Origin of the sequence: Cupriavidus sp. HMR-1, from assembly GCF_000319775.1 — a bacterium.
Classification (GTDB): domain Bacteria; phylum Pseudomonadota; class Gammaproteobacteria; order Burkholderiales; family Burkholderiaceae; genus Cupriavidus; species Cupriavidus metallidurans.
The window spans coordinates 1-19,346 of sequence record NZ_ANKP01000269.1; the positions used below are offsets into that span (position 1 = coordinate 1).

The 19,346-nt window shown below is 64.2% G+C and carries 17 protein-coding genes, 1 tRNA gene and 2 pseudogenes; 14 read left to right on the forward strand and 6 right to left on the reverse strand.

Annotated features, from left to right (window positions below; genetic code table 11):
* From D769_RS29235 to D769_RS29255, 5 genes and pseudogenes are all read right to left on the reverse strand, one after another.
* Positions 1 to 282: pseudogene (locus D769_RS29235) on the reverse strand (branched-chain amino acid ABC transporter permease); the annotation flags it as partial.
* A 69-nt stretch (positions 283 to 351) separates the two neighbouring features.
* Positions 352 to 1,218 carry a branched-chain amino acid ABC transporter permease gene (locus tag D769_RS29240; protein WP_008652164.1) on the reverse strand — a complete coding sequence of 289 codons (867 nt, stop codon included), beginning with the start codon at positions 1,216 to 1,218 and terminating at the stop codon, positions 352 to 354.
* Between the two features lie 25 nt (positions 1,219 to 1,243).
* Complete coding sequence (locus D769_RS29245; protein ID WP_008652165.1) at positions 1,244 to 2,437, reverse strand: ABC transporter substrate-binding protein; 1,194 nt, start codon at positions 2,435 to 2,437, stop codon at positions 1,244 to 1,246.
* An 85-nt stretch (positions 2,438 to 2,522) separates the two neighbouring features.
* The gene (locus D769_RS29250; protein WP_008652167.1) at positions 2,523 to 3,338 is read right to left on the reverse strand and encodes an alpha/beta hydrolase; all 816 of its coding nucleotides are present in this window, start codon (positions 3,336 to 3,338) and stop codon (positions 2,523 to 2,525) included.
* Between the two features lies 1 nt (position 3,339).
* Positions 3,340 to 4,989: a benzoate-CoA ligase family protein gene (locus tag D769_RS29255; RefSeq protein WP_008652169.1), complete on the reverse strand. Its 1,650-nt coding sequence runs from the start codon at positions 4,987 to 4,989 to the stop codon at positions 3,340 to 3,342.
* A 272-nt stretch (positions 4,990 to 5,261) separates the two neighbouring features.
* On the opposite strand from D769_RS29255, the gene D769_RS29260 reads away from it, so the two are divergent.
* From D769_RS29260 to aat, 9 genes are all read left to right on the forward strand, one after another.
* Positions 5,262 to 6,188 (forward strand): helix-turn-helix transcriptional regulator, encoded by a 927-nt coding sequence (locus D769_RS29260; RefSeq protein WP_234706956.1) that lies wholly within the window; start codon positions 5,262 to 5,264, stop codon positions 6,186 to 6,188.
* A 120-nt stretch (positions 6,189 to 6,308) separates the two neighbouring features.
* Positions 6,309 to 7,985, forward strand: coding sequence for a 2,3-epoxybenzoyl-CoA dihydrolase (gene boxC, locus D769_RS29265; protein WP_008652174.1), 1,677 nt, complete (start codon positions 6,309 to 6,311; stop codon positions 7,983 to 7,985).
* A 41-nt stretch (positions 7,986 to 8,026) separates the two neighbouring features.
* Entirely contained in the window at positions 8,027 to 9,451 is a 1,425-nt protein-coding gene (gene boxB, locus D769_RS29270) for a benzoyl-CoA 2,3-epoxidase subunit BoxB (RefSeq protein ID WP_008652176.1), read from the forward strand.
* 26 nt (positions 9,452 to 9,477) lie between these two features.
* Positions 9,478 to 10,725, forward strand: a complete 1,248-nt coding sequence (gene boxA / locus D769_RS29275; RefSeq protein ID WP_008652178.1) for a benzoyl-CoA 2,3-epoxidase subunit BoxA — start codon at positions 9,478 to 9,480, stop codon at positions 10,723 to 10,725.
* Positions 10,726 to 10,830: 105 nt separating this feature from the next.
* The gene (locus tag D769_RS29280; RefSeq protein ID WP_008652179.1) at positions 10,831 to 11,220 is read left to right on the forward strand and encodes an antitoxin Xre/MbcA/ParS toxin-binding domain-containing protein; all 390 of its coding nucleotides are present in this window, start codon (positions 10,831 to 10,833) and stop codon (positions 11,218 to 11,220) included.
* Complete coding sequence (locus tag D769_RS29285) at positions 11,180 to 11,944, forward strand: RES family NAD+ phosphorylase (RefSeq protein WP_187192283.1); 765 nt, start codon at positions 11,180 to 11,182, stop codon at positions 11,942 to 11,944. The genes D769_RS29280 and D769_RS29285 overlap by 41 nt, the downstream gene beginning before the upstream one ends.
* A gap of 122 nt (positions 11,945 to 12,066) precedes the next feature.
* Positions 12,067 to 12,142, forward strand: a tRNA-Met gene (locus tag D769_RS29290).
* Between the two features lie 151 nt (positions 12,143 to 12,293).
* Positions 12,294 to 12,878 carry an NUDIX hydrolase gene (locus tag D769_RS29295; RefSeq protein ID WP_008652183.1) on the forward strand — a complete coding sequence of 195 codons (585 nt, stop codon included), beginning with the start codon at positions 12,294 to 12,296 and terminating at the stop codon, positions 12,876 to 12,878.
* Between the two features lie 59 nt (positions 12,879 to 12,937).
* A complete protein-coding gene (aat, locus tag D769_RS29300; RefSeq protein WP_035881945.1) occupies positions 12,938 to 13,687 on the forward strand; it encodes a leucyl/phenylalanyl-tRNA--protein transferase in 750 nt (249 codons plus the stop codon).
* A 112-nt stretch (positions 13,688 to 13,799) separates the two neighbouring features.
* Here the strand turns inward: aat and D769_RS30775 are convergent, their stop codons facing one another.
* Positions 13,800 to 14,264, reverse strand: coding sequence for a hypothetical protein (locus tag D769_RS30775; RefSeq protein ID WP_008652187.1), 465 nt, complete (start codon positions 14,262 to 14,264; stop codon positions 13,800 to 13,802).
* Positions 14,265 to 14,441: 177 nt separating this feature from the next.
* Between D769_RS30775 and D769_RS29310 the strand changes: the two genes are divergently transcribed.
* From D769_RS29310 to D769_RS29330, 5 genes and pseudogenes are all read left to right on the forward strand, one after another.
* On the forward strand, positions 14,442 to 15,230 hold the full coding sequence (locus D769_RS29310; protein WP_008652190.1) for an arginyltransferase: 789 nt from the start codon (positions 14,442 to 14,444) through the stop codon (positions 15,228 to 15,230).
* Positions 15,231 to 15,303: 73 nt separating this feature from the next.
* Positions 15,304 to 16,338 (forward strand): quinone-dependent dihydroorotate dehydrogenase, encoded by a 1,035-nt coding sequence (locus D769_RS29315; protein ID WP_008652191.1) that lies wholly within the window; start codon positions 15,304 to 15,306, stop codon positions 16,336 to 16,338.
* A gap of 45 nt (positions 16,339 to 16,383) precedes the next feature.
* Complete coding sequence (locus tag D769_RS29320) at positions 16,384 to 17,442, forward strand: aldo/keto reductase (RefSeq protein WP_008652193.1); 1,059 nt, start codon at positions 16,384 to 16,386, stop codon at positions 17,440 to 17,442.
* 292 nt (positions 17,443 to 17,734) lie between these two features.
* Positions 17,735 to 18,706 (forward strand): ABC transporter substrate-binding protein, encoded by a 972-nt coding sequence (locus tag D769_RS29325; RefSeq protein ID WP_008652195.1) that lies wholly within the window; start codon positions 17,735 to 17,737, stop codon positions 18,704 to 18,706.
* Positions 18,707 to 18,808: 102 nt separating this feature from the next.
* Positions 18,809 to 19,346, forward strand: a pseudogene (locus D769_RS29330) (ABC transporter permease); the annotation flags it as partial.

Sequence of the window (19,346 nt, forward strand, 5' to 3'; positions counted from 1 at the left end):
GGCCGCCGCGCCCACGGCGCCGAACAGCAACAGCCAGCCATTGCCCGGCCCGCTCTCGGGCGCCAGCATCGCCGTGGCATAGGCGGCCATCGCGAAGTAGGCGGCGTGGCCCAGGCTCACCAGTCCGGTGTAGCCAATCAGCAGCTGCAGCGACAGCGCGAAGATCGCCATGATCATGACCTTGCTGAGCAGCTCGATGTAGTACTTGTGGCTGTCGGCGGTCAGCAGCATCGGCATGGTGCAGAGCACGGCCAAGGCCACCAGCCAGCCAGCGGCCGCCATCCAGCCCGGGCGGCGGATGTCCTGTCGTGGCGGTGTCAAGGAATCGGAATGCATGTCAGGATTTCCTGCTCAGCCCGCGCGGAACAGCCCCTGGGGCTTCCACAGCAGGATCACGGCCATCAGCAGGTAGACCAGCACGCCAGCCGCATCCTGCCAGAACACCTTGCCGAACGTATCGACGAAGCCGATCAGCAGCGACGCCACCAGCGCACCCTTGACCGAGCCGATACCGCCGATCACGACCACGACGAAGCAGATGATCAGCACCTGCCCGCCCATGCCCGGGTAGACCGAGGAAACAGGCGCGGCGATCATGCCTGCCAGCACGGCCAGGGCCACGCCGAGCGCGAACACGAAGCGATAGAGCACGGTCACGTTGACGCCAAGCGACTGCACCATCTCGCGGTTCGTGGCGCCGGCGCGGATCATCATGCCCACGCGCGTGCGGCGAATCACGTAGTACATCGCGCCGGCCACCAACAGGCAGACGGCCGAGATGAACAGGCGATACACCGGATAGGTCATGTCGTTGCCCACCGGCAGCGACCAGTCGAGCAGCGACGGCACTTGCACACCGTGCACGTCGTCGCCCACCAGGATGCTGCGCAACTCCTCGAATACCAGGATTAGCCCGTATGTCATCAGCACCTGTTGCAGATGGTCTCGCTGATACAGGTAGCTGAAGAAGGCCCACTCCAGCACGTACCCGAACAGCACGGCCAGCACGATGCCGAGCGGCAGCGCAATGAACAGGTTGCCCGTCAGGCTGGCCAGCGTGAATGCCAGATAGGCCCCCAGCATGTAGAAGCTGCCATGTGCGAGATTGATCACGCCCATGATGCCGAAGATCAGCGTCAAGCCGCTGGCCACGAGGAACAGCAGCAGCCCGTACTGCACGCTGTTCAGGCACTGAATCAGAAACGAGACAAGGTCCATCGCGATGCCGCTTTCCAACGTGCGATTACAGGCGGCAGCCGCGCGCCGGATCGGCCAGCGCCTTCACGGCGACGCTGCTGACCTTGTTGTCGCGGCCATCGACCTTGCGCAGATAGAAGTCCTGCACCGGGTTGTGCGCCTTCGACAGCGTGAAGGCGCCACGCGGGCTATCCACCTTCGCGGCTTCCATCGCCTTGATGACCTCCGGCTTGCGCGACATGTCGCCCTTGACCGCATTGGCGCCAGCCGCCAGCAGTTGCGCGGCATCGTAGCCTTGTACCGCGTAGACATCGGGCTGCAGCTTGTACAACTTGGCGTAGTCGAGCCGGAAGCTCTTGTCGCGCGGATTGGTCAGGCCATCGGCATAGTGCAGCGTGGTCTCCAGACCCTGCGCCGCGGCACCCTGCGCCTCGAGCGTGCCGTCGGTCAGGAAGCCTGATGCGTACAGCGGAATCTTGTCCTTGAGACCGGCGGCCTGCCAGTCCTTGACGAACTTGACCGCGCCGCCGCCGGCGAAGAACACGAACACGGCGTCGGGCTTGATCGAAGCCACTTCGGTAATCAACGCCTGGAATTCGACATTCGGGAACGGCAGGCTCAACTCCTTCACCACCTTGCCGCCCTTGGCTTCGAACGCTTCCTTGAAGCCCTTGACCGACTGCTCGCCCGCTGCGTATTTCCACGTCAGCGTGACCACCTTCTTCAGGCCGCGATCCGCCAGCACATGGCCCATTGCATAGCCCGGCTGCCAGTTCGAGAACGACGAGCGGAAGATGTTGGAGCCGCACAGCGGCCCGGTGGCTTCGTCCACGCCGGCATTGGGAATGATCAGCAGCGTATTGTTTTCCTTGGCCACCTTGACGATGCCCATTTGCACGCCCGAATGAACCGTGCCGACCACCACGTCGACCTGGTCGCGCTTGATCAGCTTGGTGGCATTCTCCGGCGCCTTGGCCGGATCGGACTCGTCATCGACCTTGAAGTATTCAACCTCGCGGCCGCCCAGCTTGCCGCCCTGCTCCTGCACGTACATCCGGAAGCCATTTTCGATGGCCCCGCCGAGGGCGGCATAAGTGCCCGTGTACGGCAGCATGAAGCCGACCTTGATCTTGCCGGATGTGGCCGGCGCGCTCTGGGCCAGTGCCACGGACCCCGTGGCGAGCAGCGTGGCGACGGCGAGACAGGCTGGCAATAGCCTGCGCGATGCATTGCGATGCATGGGGGTCTCCTCCCTGGTGGTCTGAAGCCTTTGGTTTCAAGCCATTTGGCCCGCGGTACGGCAGCGTTCCTGCCGTCAGGGCCAATTATTTTATATTTGAAGTATGTGTGTTTATAAACGCCACGGCTGCCGCCGTCAATGCGCCGGACTGGTCCCGGTGCGGCGAATGTCCACACCGCGCGAGTTTAAGCAGCACCGTCTGCGGCGCATATCGCTGGATACCCTCGATTTGCTCCATCGTGCCGTACTCGTCGTCCTCGCCCTGTACCGCCAGCACTGGGCAGCGGATGTCGGCCAACAACGGGCGCAGGTCGAAGCGGCGGAAGTCGGGGTTGAGCCAGATGTCGTTCCATCCCCAGAATGCCGAATCGACATCATGGTGGTGACGCGCGAGCTTCTCGCGTAGATCTGTCTGCAGATAGGTCTCGCGCGTGACGGCGATGCTGCGCACGGACAGGTCTTCAACGATGATGTGCGGCGCCAGCACCGTCAGGCCATCGACCGCATCCGGAAAGCTCGCCGCATGAATCAGCGCGATCGACCCGCCGTCGCTGTGTCCGAGCAGCCACGGCTTGCCATGGCGGCGACCCGGCCCGATATCCAGCGCCTCGAACAAGGCCGGCACCGCCTCCCGCGCCTGCCGGTGCATGAAATCGACGCCCCATTTCTCTGCATGCGGGCGCGGCGTGGAGCCACCGTAGCCATAGCGCGAAAATACAAGCCCACGGAAATCACCGGCTTCGCAGAACTGGCGCGGAAAGTCCCGCCACATGCTGATCGAGCCCAGCCCCTCATGCAGGAAGACCACGAGCGGCCGCGTCATCCGGTCCGCGCGCAGCCATTGGTACTCGATGTCGATCCTGCGTCCGTCGAACGGAATCTGAACGATGTCGGTATGCATGTCAGCGCTGCCGTGCGGCTTCCTCGCGCTGGCGCAGCCGGAAACGCTGGATCTTGCCAGTGGCGGTCTTGGGCAACTCTTCGACACATTCGATCTGCCGCGGATACTTGTACGGCGCGAGGCGGGACTTCACGAACGCCTGCAGTTCCGCGGCCATGCCTTCGTGCCATTGCTGGCCCGGCCGCATCACCACGAACGCCTTCGGCTTGATCAGGTCGTCCGCATCGGCCACGCCGATCACCGCGGCCTCGAGCACCGCCGGATGCAGGGCCAGCGCGGCCTCCACCTCGAATGGCGAAACGTAGATGCCGCCGACCTTGAGCATGTCATCGCTGCGGCCCGCGTAGGTGAAATAGCCGTCGGCGTCGCACACGTACTTGTCACCGCTGCGCGTCCAGGCGCCAACGAACGTGTCGCGGCTCTTCTCGCGATTGCACCAGTACATCAGCGCGGCCGATGGGCCTTTGATATAGAGGTCCCCAACTTCGCCGGGCGCGCAGGGCTCGCCTCGCTCGTCGAGCAGTTTCAATTCGTAGCCCGGCACCGGCTTGCCCGTGGTGCCATAGCGCACCTCGCCTGGCCGGTTCGACAAGAAGATGTGCAGCATCTCGGTGGAACCAATGCCGTCGAGGATGTCGCACCCGAAATGCTCGAGAAAGCGGTTGCCGATGTCCTGGGGCAGTGCCTCACCTGCTGACGTGCACACACGCATCGCCACATCGGCGCGCGGCGGCAAATCTGGCGAGGCGAGCATACCGGCGAACAGCGTGGGCACCCCACAGAACACAGTGGGACGATGGGTGGTCAGTCGCTGGAACACGGCCTGCGGGGTTGGCCGTTCGGCCATCAGGATCGTCGTGGCGCCCACCGCCAGCGGAAACGTCAGCGCGTTGCCGAGCCCATAGGCAAAGAACAGCTTGGCCGCCGAGAACACGGTGTCGTCCTCACGGATGCCCAGCACGCGACGCGCATAGAGGTCGGCGGTGTGAAACAGGTTGCCATGCGTGTGGACCGTGCCCTTGGGCCGACCGGTCGACCCGGACGAGTACAACCAGAACGCCATATCGTCGGGCCCGGTTGCGACGGATTGCGCCAACGGCGGCGCGCTCGCCGCCATGGCGCTGACTGTGTTGGCCGCGTTGGCCGAATCCTCGGTATGCGGCGCGGCCACGATCAGATCCGGTGTGACACCCGCCTTGGTCATTGCCGCGCGCATCGTCGGCAGCAATTGCGCCGAGACCACCACCGCCCGCGCGCCGCTGTGCTCCAGCATGTAGGCGTAGTCCTCGGTGGTCAGCAACGTATTGACCGCCACCGGCACCACGCCGGCAAGCAGGCAACCAAGAAACACGGTGGGAAAATCGATCGTATCGAACGCGCAGAGCAGTACACGTTCCTCGCGGCGGAAGCCCGCCCGCACCAGCGCGCCGGCGAAACGGCGGCAGCGCTCGTCGAGTTCGGCGAAAGTCAGACTGCCCGCGTCATCAATGTATGCCGTCCTGACGCCCCGTCCTGCGACAAGGTTGCGTGTCAGCAAATCCTCGGCGGCGTTATAGCGCGGCGGCAACGCGGCAATCGCCGTTTCGGCATGGGGGTCGGTCGATGCGGCGGCGCAGCCGGCCTGGCCAACGCTCGAGATCGGGGGCGTCATGTCTCCACTCCTCTGGCCATCCGGCGTTCTCGAACAACACTGCGCGCGGCATGGCATCCAGCAGGTTTGTCTTTTTGTGCCGACAGCCAGGAGAGGTTGCCGACGATGTGCGATGCATTTTATTGCATATCGTCTATTATGCAAGCAAGGGTATGCACTATATGACCGCAGAGGCACGGATCCGCCGCGCACTTTCCTGCACGTATAATGCCGCCGCTCTGATTGTGGAACCCCAACCGCCCTGAACCATGCGCCGCGACCCCGATCCGCTTATGACCGCCGAAGGCCGCCCGGACAACCGCGCGGCCGGAGAACGGGACCCGTATCTCACGCATCTGGGTGAGCGCATCCGCTCACTGCGCGCGGCACGCGGCATGTCGCGCAAGGATCTGGCGCGCGGCGCGGACGTATCGGAACGCTATCTCGCCAATCTCGAAACCGGCACCGGCAATGCATCGGTGCTGCTGTTGCGGCAGGTCGCCAACGCGCTGGACGTGCCACTGCCCGTGGTGCTGGCGGAGGTCGACGGCCATGCCGACGCGGGCGGCGCGGGCAACCCTCGCGCCACAGAGTTCTCGCAACTGATTCAGTGGCTCGCACAACTGCCGGCGAGCGATCTGGCCCGCGTGCGGGAAGCCGCGCGGCACGCGCTGTCACCGACGGAATCCCGTGACGCCCGCCATCGCCGCATCGCGTTGATCGGCCTGCGCGGCGCGGGCAAATCGACGCTGGGCCGCGCGCTCGCAGCCGCGGAGGACATGCCGTTCGTCGAACTGAACGCCGCCATCGAAAAGGAAGCTGGCGCGAGCCTTTCCGAGATCCATTCGCTGTACGGCCAGGCCGCGTATCGCCGCTACGAAATGCGCGCGCTGGAGCGCGTGCTGCGCGAGAACGACACCATGGTGCTGGCCACGCCGGGCAGCCTGGTTTCCGAACCCGCCACGTTCAACCTGCTGCTGTCGCGGTGCTTCACGATCTGGGTACGCACGTCACCCGAGGAGCACATGGCGCGCGTGGTAGCGCAAGGCGACATGCGGCCGATGGAAGGCAACCGCGAGGCGATGACCGACCTGCGGCGCATCCTGCAAGCCCGCACGCCACTCTATTCGCGCGCGGACGCCTCGATCGACACCAGCGGCCAGGATGCCGCCACGTCACTGCACACGCTGCAGGCGCAGATCCTGCATACACGGGCCTGACACCCCTCCCCTCAGTTTTTTCTTCGCAACGGGCTTGCGCGATCTTGCATCGCCCCGACTGATGCACTATATTTCATGCCAGAAGATAAGGCACTATAGTGCATCAAGGAGACAGCCCTCATGTCGGATACCGCCCCCATCGCATCCAGCGCCCCCGTCACGTTCGAGCGCGATCCCGAGCAATACCGTCACTGGCAACTTACGTTCGAGGGCCCCATCGCCACACTGGCGATGAACGTCGACGAGGAAGGCGGACTGCGCCCTGGCTATGCGCTAAAGCTGAACTCCTATGATCTGGGCGTCGACATCGAACTGCACGATGCCCTGCAGCGCATTCGCTTCGAACATCCGGAAGTGCGCACCGTGGTGATGACGAGCACGAAAGATCGCATCTTCTGCTCGGGCGCCAACATCTTCATGCTCGGCAAGTCCAGCCACGCGTGGAAGGTCAACTTCTGCAAGTTCACGAACGAGACCCGTAACGGCATCGAGGACGCCAGCCTCCACTCGGGCATCAAGTTCATCGCCGCCTGCAACGGCACCACGGCGGGCGGCGGCTACGAGCTGGCGCTGGCCTGCGACGAGATCGTGCTGGTTGACGACCGCTCCTCGGCCGTGAGCCTGCCCGAAGTGCCGCTGCTGGGCGTGCTGCCGGGCACCGGCGGCCTGACGCGCGTCACCGACAAGCGCCATGTGCGCCGCGACCACGCCGACATCTTCTGCCTGACCACCGAAGGGGTGCGCGGGCAACGCGCCAAGGACTGGAAGCTTGTCGACGAGGTGGTGAAACCCGCACGCTTTGCCGAATACGTGCGCGAACGCGCGCAGGCGCTGGCCGCCCAGAGCGACCGCCCTGCCGATACACAGGGCGTGAGACTGACGCCACTGACGCGCGCCGTGACCGCCGAAGGCTATCGGTACGAAACCGTTCGCGTCGACATCGACCATGAGTCACGCCGCGCAACGATCACCGTGTCGGCGCCCGACGCCGGTCAGCCCCGGGATCTGGCCGGCATCCTCGCCGCCGGCGCCCAGTGGTGGCCGCTCAAGATGGCACGCGAACTGGACGACGCCATCCTGACGCTGCGCACCAATCATCTCGATATCGGCATGTGGATCCTCAAGACCACCGGCGATGCCGCCCAAGTGCTGGCGGCCGATGCGCTGATGGATGCCCATGCCAGCCACTGGTTCGCGCGCGAGACGATCGGCATGCTGCGCCGCACGCTGGCGCGCCTGGATGTGTCGTCGCGCAGCCTGTTCGCGCTGGTGGAACCGGGCTCCTGCTTTGCCGGCACGCTGCTGGAACTGGTGCTGGCCGCGGACCGCGCCTACATGCTGCAACTGCCCGACACGCCGGACGAAGCTCCCCGCGTTCATGCCGACGTTGCCAACTTCGGCCGCTATCCGATGCCGAACGGCCTGACGCGCCTGGCCGCACGCTTCTATGAAGATGCCAACGCCATCGCCGCCGTGCGCGAACAGGCCGGCAAGCCGCTCGACGGCCCCGCCGCCGAAGCCGTTGGCCTGATCACGGCCGCGCTCGACGACATTGACTGGGAAGACGAAATCCGTATTGCCACCGAGGAACGCGCGAGCCTGTCCCCCGACGCCCTGACCGGCCTGGAAGCCAACCTGCGCTTCGGCGGGCGAGAAACGATGGAAACGCGCATTTTCGGCCGCCTGACGGCCTGGCAGAACTGGATCTTCAACCGGCCCAACGCGGTCGGCGAACACGGCGCGCTCAAGGTATTCGGCACCGGCAACAAGGCACGCTTCGACTGGGATCGGGTCTGACGACTGTCCGATCTGACGGCAAATATAAAAGGAGACCCGCAATGAGCATCGACTACAGCCAGAAGATTCCGAACAACGTGAACCTCTCCGAGGACCGCACGCTGCAGCGCGCGCTCGAACACTGGCAGCCGGCGTTCCTGGACTGGTGGCGTGACATGGGGCCGGACGGCTCGCACAACTTCGATGTCTACCTGCGCACTGCGGTCTCCGTCGATCCGTCAGGCTGGGCGCACTTCGAGCACGTGAAGATGCCCGACTATCGCTGGGGCATCTTCCTGCAGCCGGCGGATCCCAATCGCCGGATTCACTTCGGCGAGCACAAGGGTGAAGCGGCCTGGCAGGAAGTCCCGGGCGAACACCGCGCCAATCTGCGCCGCATCATCGTCACGCAGGGTGACACGGAACCGGCATCGGTGGAGCAGCAACGCCATCTGGGCCTGACCGCGCCGTCGCTCTATGACCTGCGCAACCTGTTCCAGGTCAACGTGGAAGAAGGCCGACACTTGTGGGCCATGGTCTATCTGCTACACCGCCATTTCGGTCGCGACGGCCGTGAGGAAGCGGAAGCGCTGCTGGGCCGCCGCTCGGGTGACGAGGACAATCCACGCATCCTGGGCGCGTTCAACGAGCGGACCCCGGACTGGCTGGCGTTCTTCATGTTTACCTACTTCACCGATCGCGACGGCAAGTTCCAGCTCTGCGCGCTGGCTGAGTCCGGATTTGACCCGCTTGCGCGGACCACGCGCTTCATGCTGACCGAGGAAGCACACCACATGTTTGTGGGGGAGTCCGGCGTCTCGCGAGTGATCCAGCGTACCTGCGAGGTCATGCGCGAGCGCGACATCCAGGACCCGGCGGACGTGCGCGCCGCTGGCGTGATCGACCTGGAAACGATCCAGCGCTACCTGAACTTCCACTACAGCGTCACGATCGACCTGTTCGGGGCGGACCAGTCTTCCAACGCCGCCACGTTCTACAGCGCCGGCCTCAAGGGTCGCTTCGACGAAGGCAAGCGCGACGATGACCACTTGCTCAAGGGCGACGTGTACCGCATCCTCGACGTCCGGGATGGCAAGCTGACCGAGCGTGAGGTGCCGATGCTGAATGCGTTGAACGAGGTGCTGCGCGACGACTACATTAAAGACTCCATGGGCGGCGTGGCGCGCTGGAACAAGGTCATCGAGAAAGCGGGCATCGCGTTCCGCCTGACCGTGCCGCACAAGGCGTTCAACCGCAAGATCGGCACCTTCGCGAACCTGCACGTGTCGCCCACCGGCGAAGTATTGACGACCGCCGAATGGGAAGCCAACAAGGACAAATGGCTGGCGACGGAACAAGATCGCAAGTACGTGGCTTCGCTGATGGGGAGGGTGGTAGAACCCGGCAAGTACGCCAACTGGATTGCGCCGCCGGCAGTTGGCATCAACCGCCAGCCGGTTGATTTCGAGTACGTTCGTTTCAACTGACGACCTATCCAGCGAGGCTGACGACCATGGGCGCCGCCGACATCATCAAGCAGCATCTGATCGACCCGGAAATCTGCATTCGCTGCAATACCTGCGAAGACACGTGCCCGATAGATGCCATCACTCACGACGACCGCAACTACGTAGTCAAGGCTGACGTCTGCAATGCGTGCAATGCATGCCTGTCGCCCTGTCCCACCGGCGCCATCGACAATTGGCGCACGATGCTCAAGGGCCAGGCCTACACCATCGAAGCCCAGCTGACCTGGGACGAACTGCCGGAAGAGGTACCGCTGCCCGAAGCGGAGATCGAGGCAGCGGCTGCAGCCGGACAGGTCATCGATGAAGCGTCGCGCGGCAGCAAATCCGTGGCCGTTCAGGAGGTGGAGACCAGCCGGCATACGTCATCCAGGGCACCGTGGTCGGCCGCGCATCCGTACGTCAACCTGCACGGCGTGCGCGAGCCGGTGACCGCCACGGTGGCCGGCAACTACCGGCTGACCGCCGAGGATGCATCGAGCGACATCCATCACATCGTGCTCGATTTCGGCAATCACTTCTTTCCGGTGCTGGAAGGTCAGGCAATCGGGATCGTGCCGCCCGGCACCGATGCATCCGGAAAGCCGCACTACATCCGCATGTATTCGGTGGCCAGCCCGCGCGACGGAGAGCGGCCGGGTTACAACAACCTCGCGCTGACCGTGAAGCGCGTGGACACCGATCACGATGGCAACCCAGTGCGCGGCGTGGCGTCGAACTTCCTGTGCGACCTGGCCAAGGGCGACCCGGTGCAGGTGGTCGGGCCGTTCGGCAGCACATTCCTGATGCCGAACCACCGCGAAGCGAGCGTGATGATGATCTGCACCGGTACCGGGTCCGCGCCGATGCGGGCAATGACCGAGCGTATGCGCCGCAACATGGACCACTTCAGCGGTCGCCGGCTGCTGTTCTTCGGCGCCCGCAATCGGCGGGAACTGCCCTACTTTGGCCCGCTGCTGAAGCTACCCAAGGACTTCCTGGACATCCACTTCGCGTTCTCGCGCGATCCGGAGGTACCGCGCCGGTATGTGCAGGACGCCATTCGCGAGGCCTCGGCCCAGGTGGCCGCGTTGCTGGCGGACCCGCATGGTCATATCTACATCTGCGGACTCAAGGGGATGGAGGAAGGCGTGCTGGATGCATTCGCCGAGGTCTGCGCCACGTCGGGTCAGTCGTGGCAGGACATCGAGCCGCGTCTGCGTGCCGAAGGTCGCCTGCATATCGAAACGTATTAGGAACGGGATCGGGAAACGGAATCACCACAGGAATCAACACCATTTGCAGCTTCCCTTCTGAAACCGGGTGCCTATAATGTTTCTCAAGAAACAGGAGCATAGGCGATGCAATCTGGTCAGATTCCGACGCCGGACCCCGGAAGTGCCCCCGATCCTGGCGTAACGCTCACCAAGGCCGTGATGCGCGCGGCTGGCTTTCTCGGCATCAGCCAGGCCATCGTGGCCAGCGTGCTGGGGATCAGCACCGCTTCGGTTTCGCGCATGGCCTCGGGCGGCTACGTGCTCGACGCCCATCGCAAGGAATGGGAGTTCGCCGTCCTGTTCGTGCGCCTGTTCCGCTCGCTCGATGCCATCCTTGGCCACGAGGAACAGGCGCGGCTCTGGCTGACCCACGACAATCTCGCACTCGGCGGCAAGCCGCTCGAACTGATCCGCACAACGGAGGGCATCGTACGTGTCGTTCACTACCTGGACGCCACCCGCGGTCGCATCTGAGCGCAAGCCGTTCGCGCTCAGGCTCTGGCGGGCGGTAGAAGCGCAACACGTGGTGTCGACCATGCCGCTGGTCGACACGCTCGAGGAGCAGGCCGTGCTGGAGGCCGTCCTCGACGCCGGCAAGCCCGTCGTGCCACTCGATGCGCGGCATCTGCACTATCTGATCTACACGCCGTTCCGCTACCCGCCCGCCGCCGAGGGCTCACGCTTTCGCGGCCCTCAGGACATCGGTGTGTTCTATGGCGCCGAAGCCATTCGCACGGCCTGCGCGGAGCTTGGATTCTGGCGCTGGCGGTTCCTGCAGGACAGTCCGGCGTTGCCGCGCATCGATGCGCGCGCGCAAACCCTGTTCCAGGTCAGCGTGAAGACCGACGGCGTGGCACTCGATACGCCGCCGTTTGTGGAAGACGGCGCGCGCTGGACCGACGCCAACCAGCATGACGAATGTCAGGCGTTCGGGCGCACCGCGCGCGAAGCAGGCATCGGCATGATCCGGTACACATCGGCGCGTGACCCCGTGCACGGCGCTTGCGCCGCCATCCTCACTCCCCGCGCCTTCGACGTGCCCGAGCCGCTAGCCACCACTACCTGGATGCTGACCGTACGCCGCGACCGCGTGATGTGGCAACGCGACGACCTGCAGCAACGCGACAGTTTCGAGTTCGAAGGTGCCTGGTGGGATGCCCTACGGCAGCGCACAAGCGAAAGTCCGTCCACACCCTGAACCGACTGCCAATCGCAACGATCTAACCCTTGTCAGCAGGCCATCCAGCGTGTCTCCGCAATTATTCGGATGTTTCTGTTGCATTGCGTCAACGACTCACCTATAATCACAGCTTCGACGGACGCGGGGTGGAGCAGTTGGCAGCTCGTCGGGCTCATAACCCGAAGGTCGCAGGTTCAAGTCCTGCCCCCGCAACCAACCGACCGTCGCACAGCAAACCCGCCTATTGGCGGGTTTTTTGTTTGCCATGGCGCACACGCTTTGCATGACGTGCCGGACGGCAGGGGCCATACAGAAGCGCCCCGGCGCGGTGATACACTTGGCGCCATTCCTCCCGAATGCTTCCCTCATGAAATTCTGCTCGAACTGTGGCCATGCGGTAGTTTTGCGCGTGCCTGAAGGCGACAACCGCCCGCGCAGCGTGTGCGATAGCTGCGGCACCATCCACTATGTGAATCCGCGCAATGTCGTGGGCACGATCCCGGTGTGGGAAGACAAGATCCTGATCTGCAAACGCGCAATCGAGCCGCGCTATGGCTTCTGGACGCTGCCGGCGGGGTTCATGGAAATTGGCGAGACCACCGCACAAGCCGCTTCGCGCGAAACGCTGGAGGAAGCCGGCGCCCGCGTGGAAGTGGGTGAACTGTTCTCGATGCTGAACGTGCCACACGTGCATCAAGTGCATCTTTTCTATCTGGCCCGCCTGCTGGACCTGGATGTAGCCCCGGGCGAAGAAAGCCTCGAGGTCAAGCTCGTCGACGAAGCCGATGTGCCTTGGGACGATCTGGCATTCCCCACGGTCATCCACACGCTGCGCTGCTTCTTCGCCGACCGCGCTGCCGGCAGGATCGCCGATAGCAGCTTCCGGTTGCATACACTCGACATCGACAAGCCGATGCGCCCGCTGACCAGCCGCGCCACGGTCACGCCGTAAAAAGCGGCGCCCAACCCGCAGGCTTCCCGCGATTCCAGCCACAACCCCAGCCTCAGAGCATGATCACCTGGCTCGACCCGCAGGACCCGTTTCCACCGGTCGAGCGCGCGCTCGGGCCAGCAAGTGACGCGCCGGGGCTCCTTGCGGCCAGCCGCGATCTTTCACCGCAGCGTCTGCTTCTAGCCTATCGACAGGGCATCTTTCCCTGGTACTCGGAGGGCCAGCCCGTTTTGTGGTGGAGCACGGACCCGCGAATGGTGCTGGCCCCGCATGGGCTGAAGATATCGGTGTCGCTACGGAAGACCCTGCGTCGCATCCTGCGGGACCCCGACTGGGAAATTCGCGTCGATGACGATTTCGTCGCCGTGATGCAGGCTTGCGCAATGACCCCACGCGATGGCCAGCTCGGCACCTGGATCACGGACGACATCGTCGCAGCGTACGGCAGCCTGCATCGCCTCGGACTCGCGCACTCTGTCGAGACCTGGTATCGCGGCGAACGCGTTGGCGGTCTCTACGGTGTGGCCCTGGGGCGCATGTTCTACGGCGAGTCGATGTTCGCCCACCGCACGGATGCGTCGAAGATCGCCCTTGCGGCGCTATGCGGATTCCTGGAACGCCACGGCGTGACCATGATCGACTGCCAGCAGGAGACCGATCACCTCGCCTCGCTCGGCGCAGAGCCAATCCCTCGCGAGCAGTTCATTGCACACGTTCGCCAGACGGCTGCCGAAGCCAATATCTCGCCCTGGCGTTTTGACAAATCTGAACTGACGCGCTGGACGTCACAGGCAAGTACCGGACTCTGATTGCACGGATCATCGGGGACAAGTGTCGGCGTCACGTGCCCACACTGGTATCAGCGCCCCCTCGACCCGTACCCGGCGATTGCCCACGCTGCAGCCCCCCACGTACGCGCGGCTACGGGACATTTCGTCTGCTCACCTGGATCCGATCAATTCGCTGATCCATCTGATGCAGGCGTCGATCGACCTGGTCCAGCCGCCCCGTGAGTCGCTTATCCATCTCACCAATCGAATTGGTAAGCCGCTTGTCCATCTCGCCAATTGAATTGGTGAGCCGCTTGTCCATCTCCACGATCGACGTAGTGAGCCGCTTGTCCATTTCGCCGATCGAGGTAGTGAGGCGCTTATCCATCTCAATGATCGACATGGCAAGTGGACTCACCGCAGCCGTGAGCTTTTCCTCCATGATCGCATTCTGATAGCTCATCACCGCGACCAGTGTCGCGCCGCCAGCAGCGATCGCCGCGATCAAGGCGGCGATCTCCGTGATCCTGGACGGCCGCGATTCACGTGGCCCGTGGGTGCTGGCGTCTGCGACGCTGCGCTCGATAGTCTCTGCCTGAATGACCATGGCTGTCATTGCAAATTCTCCGCTGTGTCAGATGACTCACATGCTAGGCGTCCGCCATCCGTCGCACCATGCGAGGAATCTCAAAATGGTGCCTCACCTCGGCAGCACGCCACGGCATTGCCTTGCAGACGTGCGCCGGCCCGCTCTGATAGACTGCCAGACAAGCCCCCGTCCATCTCCGACGCCATGAGCAAGCTGAAGGAACTCCCGCTTTCCGCGCTGCAGTTTTATGCGACGGCGCCCTACGCTTGCAGCTACCTCGAAGGCCGCATGGCACGCTCTCAGGTGGCCACGCCGGCGCACCTGATCAATGCCGACGTCTACTCACGGCTGGTACGGGCTGGCTTCCGGCGCAGCGGCATCTTCACCTACCGCCCCTATTGCGACGAATGCCGCGCCTGCACGCCATGCCGGGTGCTGGTCGAGCAGTTCAGACCCGATCGCAGCCAGCGCCGCGCATGGCGAGACCATCAGGGCCTTCAGACCCTCGTGGCGCCGCTCACCTACGTCGAGGAGCATTACTCGCTGTATCTGCTTTACCAGTCGATGCGCCATGCCGGCGGCGGCATGGACCAGGACAGCCGCGACCAGTACGAGCAGTTCCTGCTGCAGAGCCGTGTGAACTCCCGTCTGGTGGAGTTTCGTGAACCACCGGGATCCCCGGAAGCGGGACGCCTGCGCATGGTCAGCATGATCGACGTGCTCGACGATGGCCTGTCCTCCGTCTACACGTTCTACGACCCCCTGATCGTGGGCGCGAGCTACGGGACCTACAACATCCTGTGGCAGATCAACCAGACCCGTGAGCTTGGCCTGCCCCACCTGTACCTCGGGTACTGGATTGCCGACAGCCGCAAGATGGCCTACAAGGCACGCTTTCAGCCATTGCAGGTACTCACCGGCAATCAGTGGCACACCTTCGAGGCTCCGGCGGAGGCATCCGGGCAACCTGCACCCGGCCCAGCCCTGGAGTAAGAACGGACGCAGGAGGCGCTACAATGCCGCCTTGGTTCAGACTCCTCGCCGGCCCTGGCCGCGCCCCACCCTCGTGCTCAACGCGCTTTACCCCCTGCTGCGCCCCGCCCTGTTTTCCATGGATGCGGAGGACGCCCACCATTTCACGCTCAATAACCTGATGCGCGCCAAGCGCATGGGGCTGGCCGGATGCATCGGCAACAGCATCGCCGACGACCCGCGCACGGTCATGGGCGTTCGCTTTCCGAATCCGGTCGGCCTGGCGGCCGGCCTGGACAAGGATGGCGCGTATATCGATGGCCTGGCGGCATTCGGCTTCGGCTTCATCGAAGTCGGTACGGTCACACCTCGGGCGCAGCCGGGCAACCCGCGCCCGCGCATGTTCCGACTGCCGCAGGCCGACGCGCTGATCAACCGCATGGGCTTCAACAACGGGGGCGTCGATGCATTCATCCGGAACGTCCAGGCATCCCGCTGGAAGGCCGAAGGCGGTGTGCTGGGGCTCAATATTGGCAAGAACGCCGATACGCCGATCGAGCGCGCGGCAGACGATTACCTGTACTGTCTTGAGCGCGTCTATCCGCACGCAAGCTATGTCACGGTGAATATCTCATCGCCTAACACCAAGAACCTGCGCCAGCTCCAGGGCGCCAGCGAACTCGATAGCCTGCTGTCCACACTCAAGGCCGCCCAGCAGCGCCTGGCCGACCAGCACAAGCGCTACGTGCCCGTGGCGCTCAAGATCGCTCCCGATCTCGACGATGACCAGGTTCGCAACATCGGCGATGCGCTGGTGCGCCACAAGATCGACGGCGTGATCGCCACAAACACGACGATCTCGCGCGACGCCGTGAAGGGCCTGCCTCATGCAGAGGAAGCGGGCGGTCTGTCCGGCCGGCCGGTGTTCGAAGCCTCCACGCGCGTGGTTCGCGCGTTGCGCGAAGTCATTGGCGACGCGCTGCCGATCATCGGTGTAGGCGGCATCTTCAACGGCGCCGATGCGCGCGCCAAGATCGATGCCGGCGCGCAGCTCGTGCAGCTCTACAGCGGCCTGATTTATCGCGGGCCGACGCTGGTACGCGAGTGCGCCAGCGCCCTGCGCCGATAGCGGATTTCAGGCATTCTGTCGGCCGACACGATCCAGGGAAACACCATGAAAAAGATCCGACTCGGCCGCAGCGACCTCGAAGTCTCGCGCATCTGCCTGGGCACGATGACCTTCGGCGAGCAGAACACCGAGGCCGAAGGCCATAGCCAGCTCGACTACGCATTCTCGCGGGGCATCAATTTCATCGACACCGCCGAGATGTACCCGGTCAAGCCGCGCGCCGAGACGTACGGCAGCACCGAGCGCATCATCGGCACCTGGCTGAAGAAGCAGCCGCGTGATCGCGTCGTGCTCGCCAGCAAGGTGGCCGGCCCGGCGCGCAACCCGTGGATACGCAATGGCGGCGATCTGACGCCAGACAGTATCCGCGCTGCGGTCGAAGACTCCCTCAAGCGGCTGCAGACCGACTACATCGACCTCTACCAGATTCATTGGCCGGCGCGTAACGCACCGATTTTCGGCCAGAAGCGCTTCAACCCCGAAGCTGAGCGGCAGTGCGCAACAATTGAGGCACAACTCGAAGCGATGGGCGACCTGGTGCGGGCCGGCAAGATCCGCTACGTCGGCGTGTCAAACGAAACGCCGTGGGGCGTGACGGAGTTCGTCAATGTGGCCGAGCGGCATGGCCTGCCCCGCATCGCCACGATCCAGAACCCGTACAACCTCGTCAACCGCAGCTTCGAGCAGGGGCTGGACGAGACCTGCTTCCGCACCGAGGTCAGCCTGCTGGCGTACAGCCCGCTCGGGTTCGGCCAGTTGACCGGCAAGTACCTGACCGGTGATGCAAACCACCCCGTATTCAACCCCGACGCCGTTGGCCGGCTGACGCGCTTCTCCCCTGACTGGAGCCCGCGCTACATGCGAGCCGAGACGATGGCGGCCGCGGCGCGCTACCAGGAACTCGCCCGCGCGCACGGGATGTCGGGCGCCACATTGGCACTGTCATGGTGCTATTCGCGCTGGTTTATCGCCAGCACGATCATCGGCGCCACGAGCCTTGCGCAACTTAAAGAAAACGTAGACGCCCTGGACACCGCACTTTCAGCCGAGGTGCTGTCGGCCGTTGAGCGCATTCACGCCGAAATCCACAATCCGGCGCAATAATTTGCGGTGCACCTCCCCGGTAGAGGTGTTTTTCAGCAGGATATGGCGCGGTGCGGCATTAAAAGCGAGCCATCCAGGCGGTGAAAATGGTATGCTGCGAGCCTTCGCGCCGTCGTATCCGTTGCGACCGCGCGCGCGCCCGCACCTGCCGCCGGGCGCAGCGCGCCCGCACGCGGACCGACCGGGTCACCCTGCCTGACATGTTTCCAGTGCCAGCAGGCTTACTGTCAGGACGGCGGTCACGTTTTTGCGGCTGATCTAAAGCACCGAACCCTCGGGGGAGAACAAATACATGCTGCGTCTCAAGGCATCCACCAAAACCATCCTCGGCAGCGCAGTCGCGCTGGCTCTGCTCTACGGCGGCGCCGTGCAGGCCCAGACTGTGAAGGTCCTGTCGATCGTGGATCACCCGGCACTCGACGCCATTCGTGACGGCGTGCGCGACGAACTGAAGGCCAACGGCTACGACGCCGACAAGAACCTGAAGTGGGAATACCAAAGCGCCCAGGGCAACACCGGCACGGCCGCCCAGATCGCCCGCAAGTTCGTGGGTGACCAGCCGAACGTGATCGTGGCCATTGCCACGCCGTCGGCGCAGGCCGTGGTGGCTGCCACCAAGTCCGTCCCCGTGGTGTATTCGGGCGTGACCGATCCGGTGGCTGCTCAGCTGGTCAAGAGCTGGGGCGCATCGGGCACCAATGTAACCGGCGTGTCGGACAAGCTGCCGCTGGACAAGCAGGTCGCCCTGATCAAGCGCGTGGTGCCCAAGGCCAAGAACGTGGGCATGGTCTACAACCCGGGTGAAGCCAACTCGGTGGTGGTGGTCAAGGAACTGAAGGCACTGCTGGCCAAGGAAGGCCTGACCCTGAAGGAAGCCGCCGCGCCGCGTACCGTGGACATCGGCCCGGCCGCCAAGAGCCTGATCGGCAAGGTGGACGTGATCTACACGAACACCGACAACAACGTCGTGTCCGCGTATGAATCGCTGGTCAAGGTGGCCAACGAATCGAAGATCCCGCTGGTGGCTTCGGACACCGACAGCGTGAAGCGTGGCGCCATCGCCGCCCTGGGTATCAACTACGGTGATCTGGGCCACCAGACCGGCAAGGTTGTGCTGCGCATCCTGAAGGGTGAAAAGCCGGGCGCGATTGCTTCGCAAACCTCCGACAACCTTGAGCTGTTCGTGAACACGGGCGCCGCCGAGAAGCAAGGCGTCACCCTGTCGCCGGACCTGATCAAGGAAGCCAAGACCGTCATCAAGTAAGACCCAAAGAGGCCGCGCCCCCTACCCAACGAGCGCGGCCTTGAGCGCCCCCAGGGCCCTACCCGGGCCAAACCGGTCGGGCTAGCAACAGGATTTCCCCCAATGTCCCTCTTTTCCCTTCTGGGCGCCCTCGAGATCGGCCTGATCTTCAGTCTCGTAGCGCTCGGGGTGCTGATTTCCTTCCGCATCCTCAATTTCCCCGACCTGACCGTCGACGGCAGCTTCCCATTGGGCGGCGCCGTGGCTGCCACGCTGATCTCGGCCGGGCACGACCCGTTCACCGCCACGGTGGCCGCCATCATCGCCGGCTCGCTGGCCGGTTTCATCACGGGCTGGCTCAACGTGCGACTCAAGATCATGGATCTGCTGGCCAGTATCCTGATGATGATCGCGCTGTACTCGATCAACCTGCGCGTCATGGGCCGCCCGAACGTGCCCCTGATCACCGAACCGACCATCTTCACGATCCTGCAGCCGGAATGGATGCCCGACTACGTGCTGCGCCCGGTAGTGCTGTTCGTGGTGGTCGTGATCGCCAAGGTTGGCCTGGACTGGTTCTTCTCGTCGCAACTTGGCCTGGCGATGCGCGCCACCGGCGCCAACCCGCGCATGGCCCGCGCCCAGGGCGTGCCCACCGGCC

Bases quoted from the DNA above. Each gene is read 5' to 3' on its own strand.
- D769_RS29295 (WP_008652183.1), top strand. From the start codon at position 12,294: ATGAAATTCTGCTCGAACTGTGGCCATGCGGTAGTTTTGCGCGTGCCT.
- D769_RS29320 (WP_008652193.1), top strand. From the start codon at position 16,384: ATGAAAAAGATCCGACTCGGCCGCAGCGACCTCGAAGTCTCGCGCATC.
- aat (WP_035881945.1), top strand. From the start codon at position 12,938: ATGATCACCTGGCTCGACCCGCAGGACCCGTTTCCACCGGTCGAGCGC.
- D769_RS29240 (WP_008652164.1), bottom strand. From the start codon at position 1,218: ATGGACCTTGTCTCGTTTCTGATTCAGTGCCTGAACAGCGTGCAGTAC.
- boxA (WP_008652178.1), top strand. From the start codon at position 9,478: ATGGGCGCCGCCGACATCATCAAGCAGCATCTGATCGACCCGGAAATC.
- boxC (WP_008652174.1), top strand. From the start codon at position 6,309: ATGTCGGATACCGCCCCCATCGCATCCAGCGCCCCCGTCACGTTCGAG.
- D769_RS29250 (WP_008652167.1), bottom strand. From the start codon at position 3,338: ATGCATACCGACATCGTTCAGATTCCGTTCGACGGACGCAGGATCGAC.
- D769_RS29325 (WP_008652195.1), top strand. From the start codon at position 17,735: ATGCTGCGTCTCAAGGCATCCACCAAAACCATCCTCGGCAGCGCAGTC.
- D769_RS29310 (WP_008652190.1), top strand. From the start codon at position 14,442: ATGAGCAAGCTGAAGGAACTCCCGCTTTCCGCGCTGCAGTTTTATGCG.
- D769_RS29245 (WP_008652165.1), bottom strand. From the start codon at position 2,437: ATGCATCGCAATGCATCGCGCAGGCTATTGCCAGCCTGTCTCGCCGTC.
- D769_RS29260 (WP_234706956.1), top strand. From the start codon at position 5,262: ATGACCGCCGAAGGCCGCCCGGACAACCGCGCGGCCGGAGAACGGGAC.
- D769_RS29280 (WP_008652179.1), top strand. From the start codon at position 10,831: ATGCAATCTGGTCAGATTCCGACGCCGGACCCCGGAAGTGCCCCCGAT.
- D769_RS29255 (WP_008652169.1), bottom strand. From the start codon at position 4,989: ATGACGCCCCCGATCTCGAGCGTTGGCCAGGCCGGCTGCGCCGCCGCA.
- boxB (WP_008652176.1), top strand. From the start codon at position 8,027: ATGAGCATCGACTACAGCCAGAAGATTCCGAACAACGTGAACCTCTCC.
- D769_RS30775 (WP_008652187.1), bottom strand. From the start codon at position 14,264: ATGACAGCCATGGTCATTCAGGCAGAGACTATCGAGCGCAGCGTCGCA.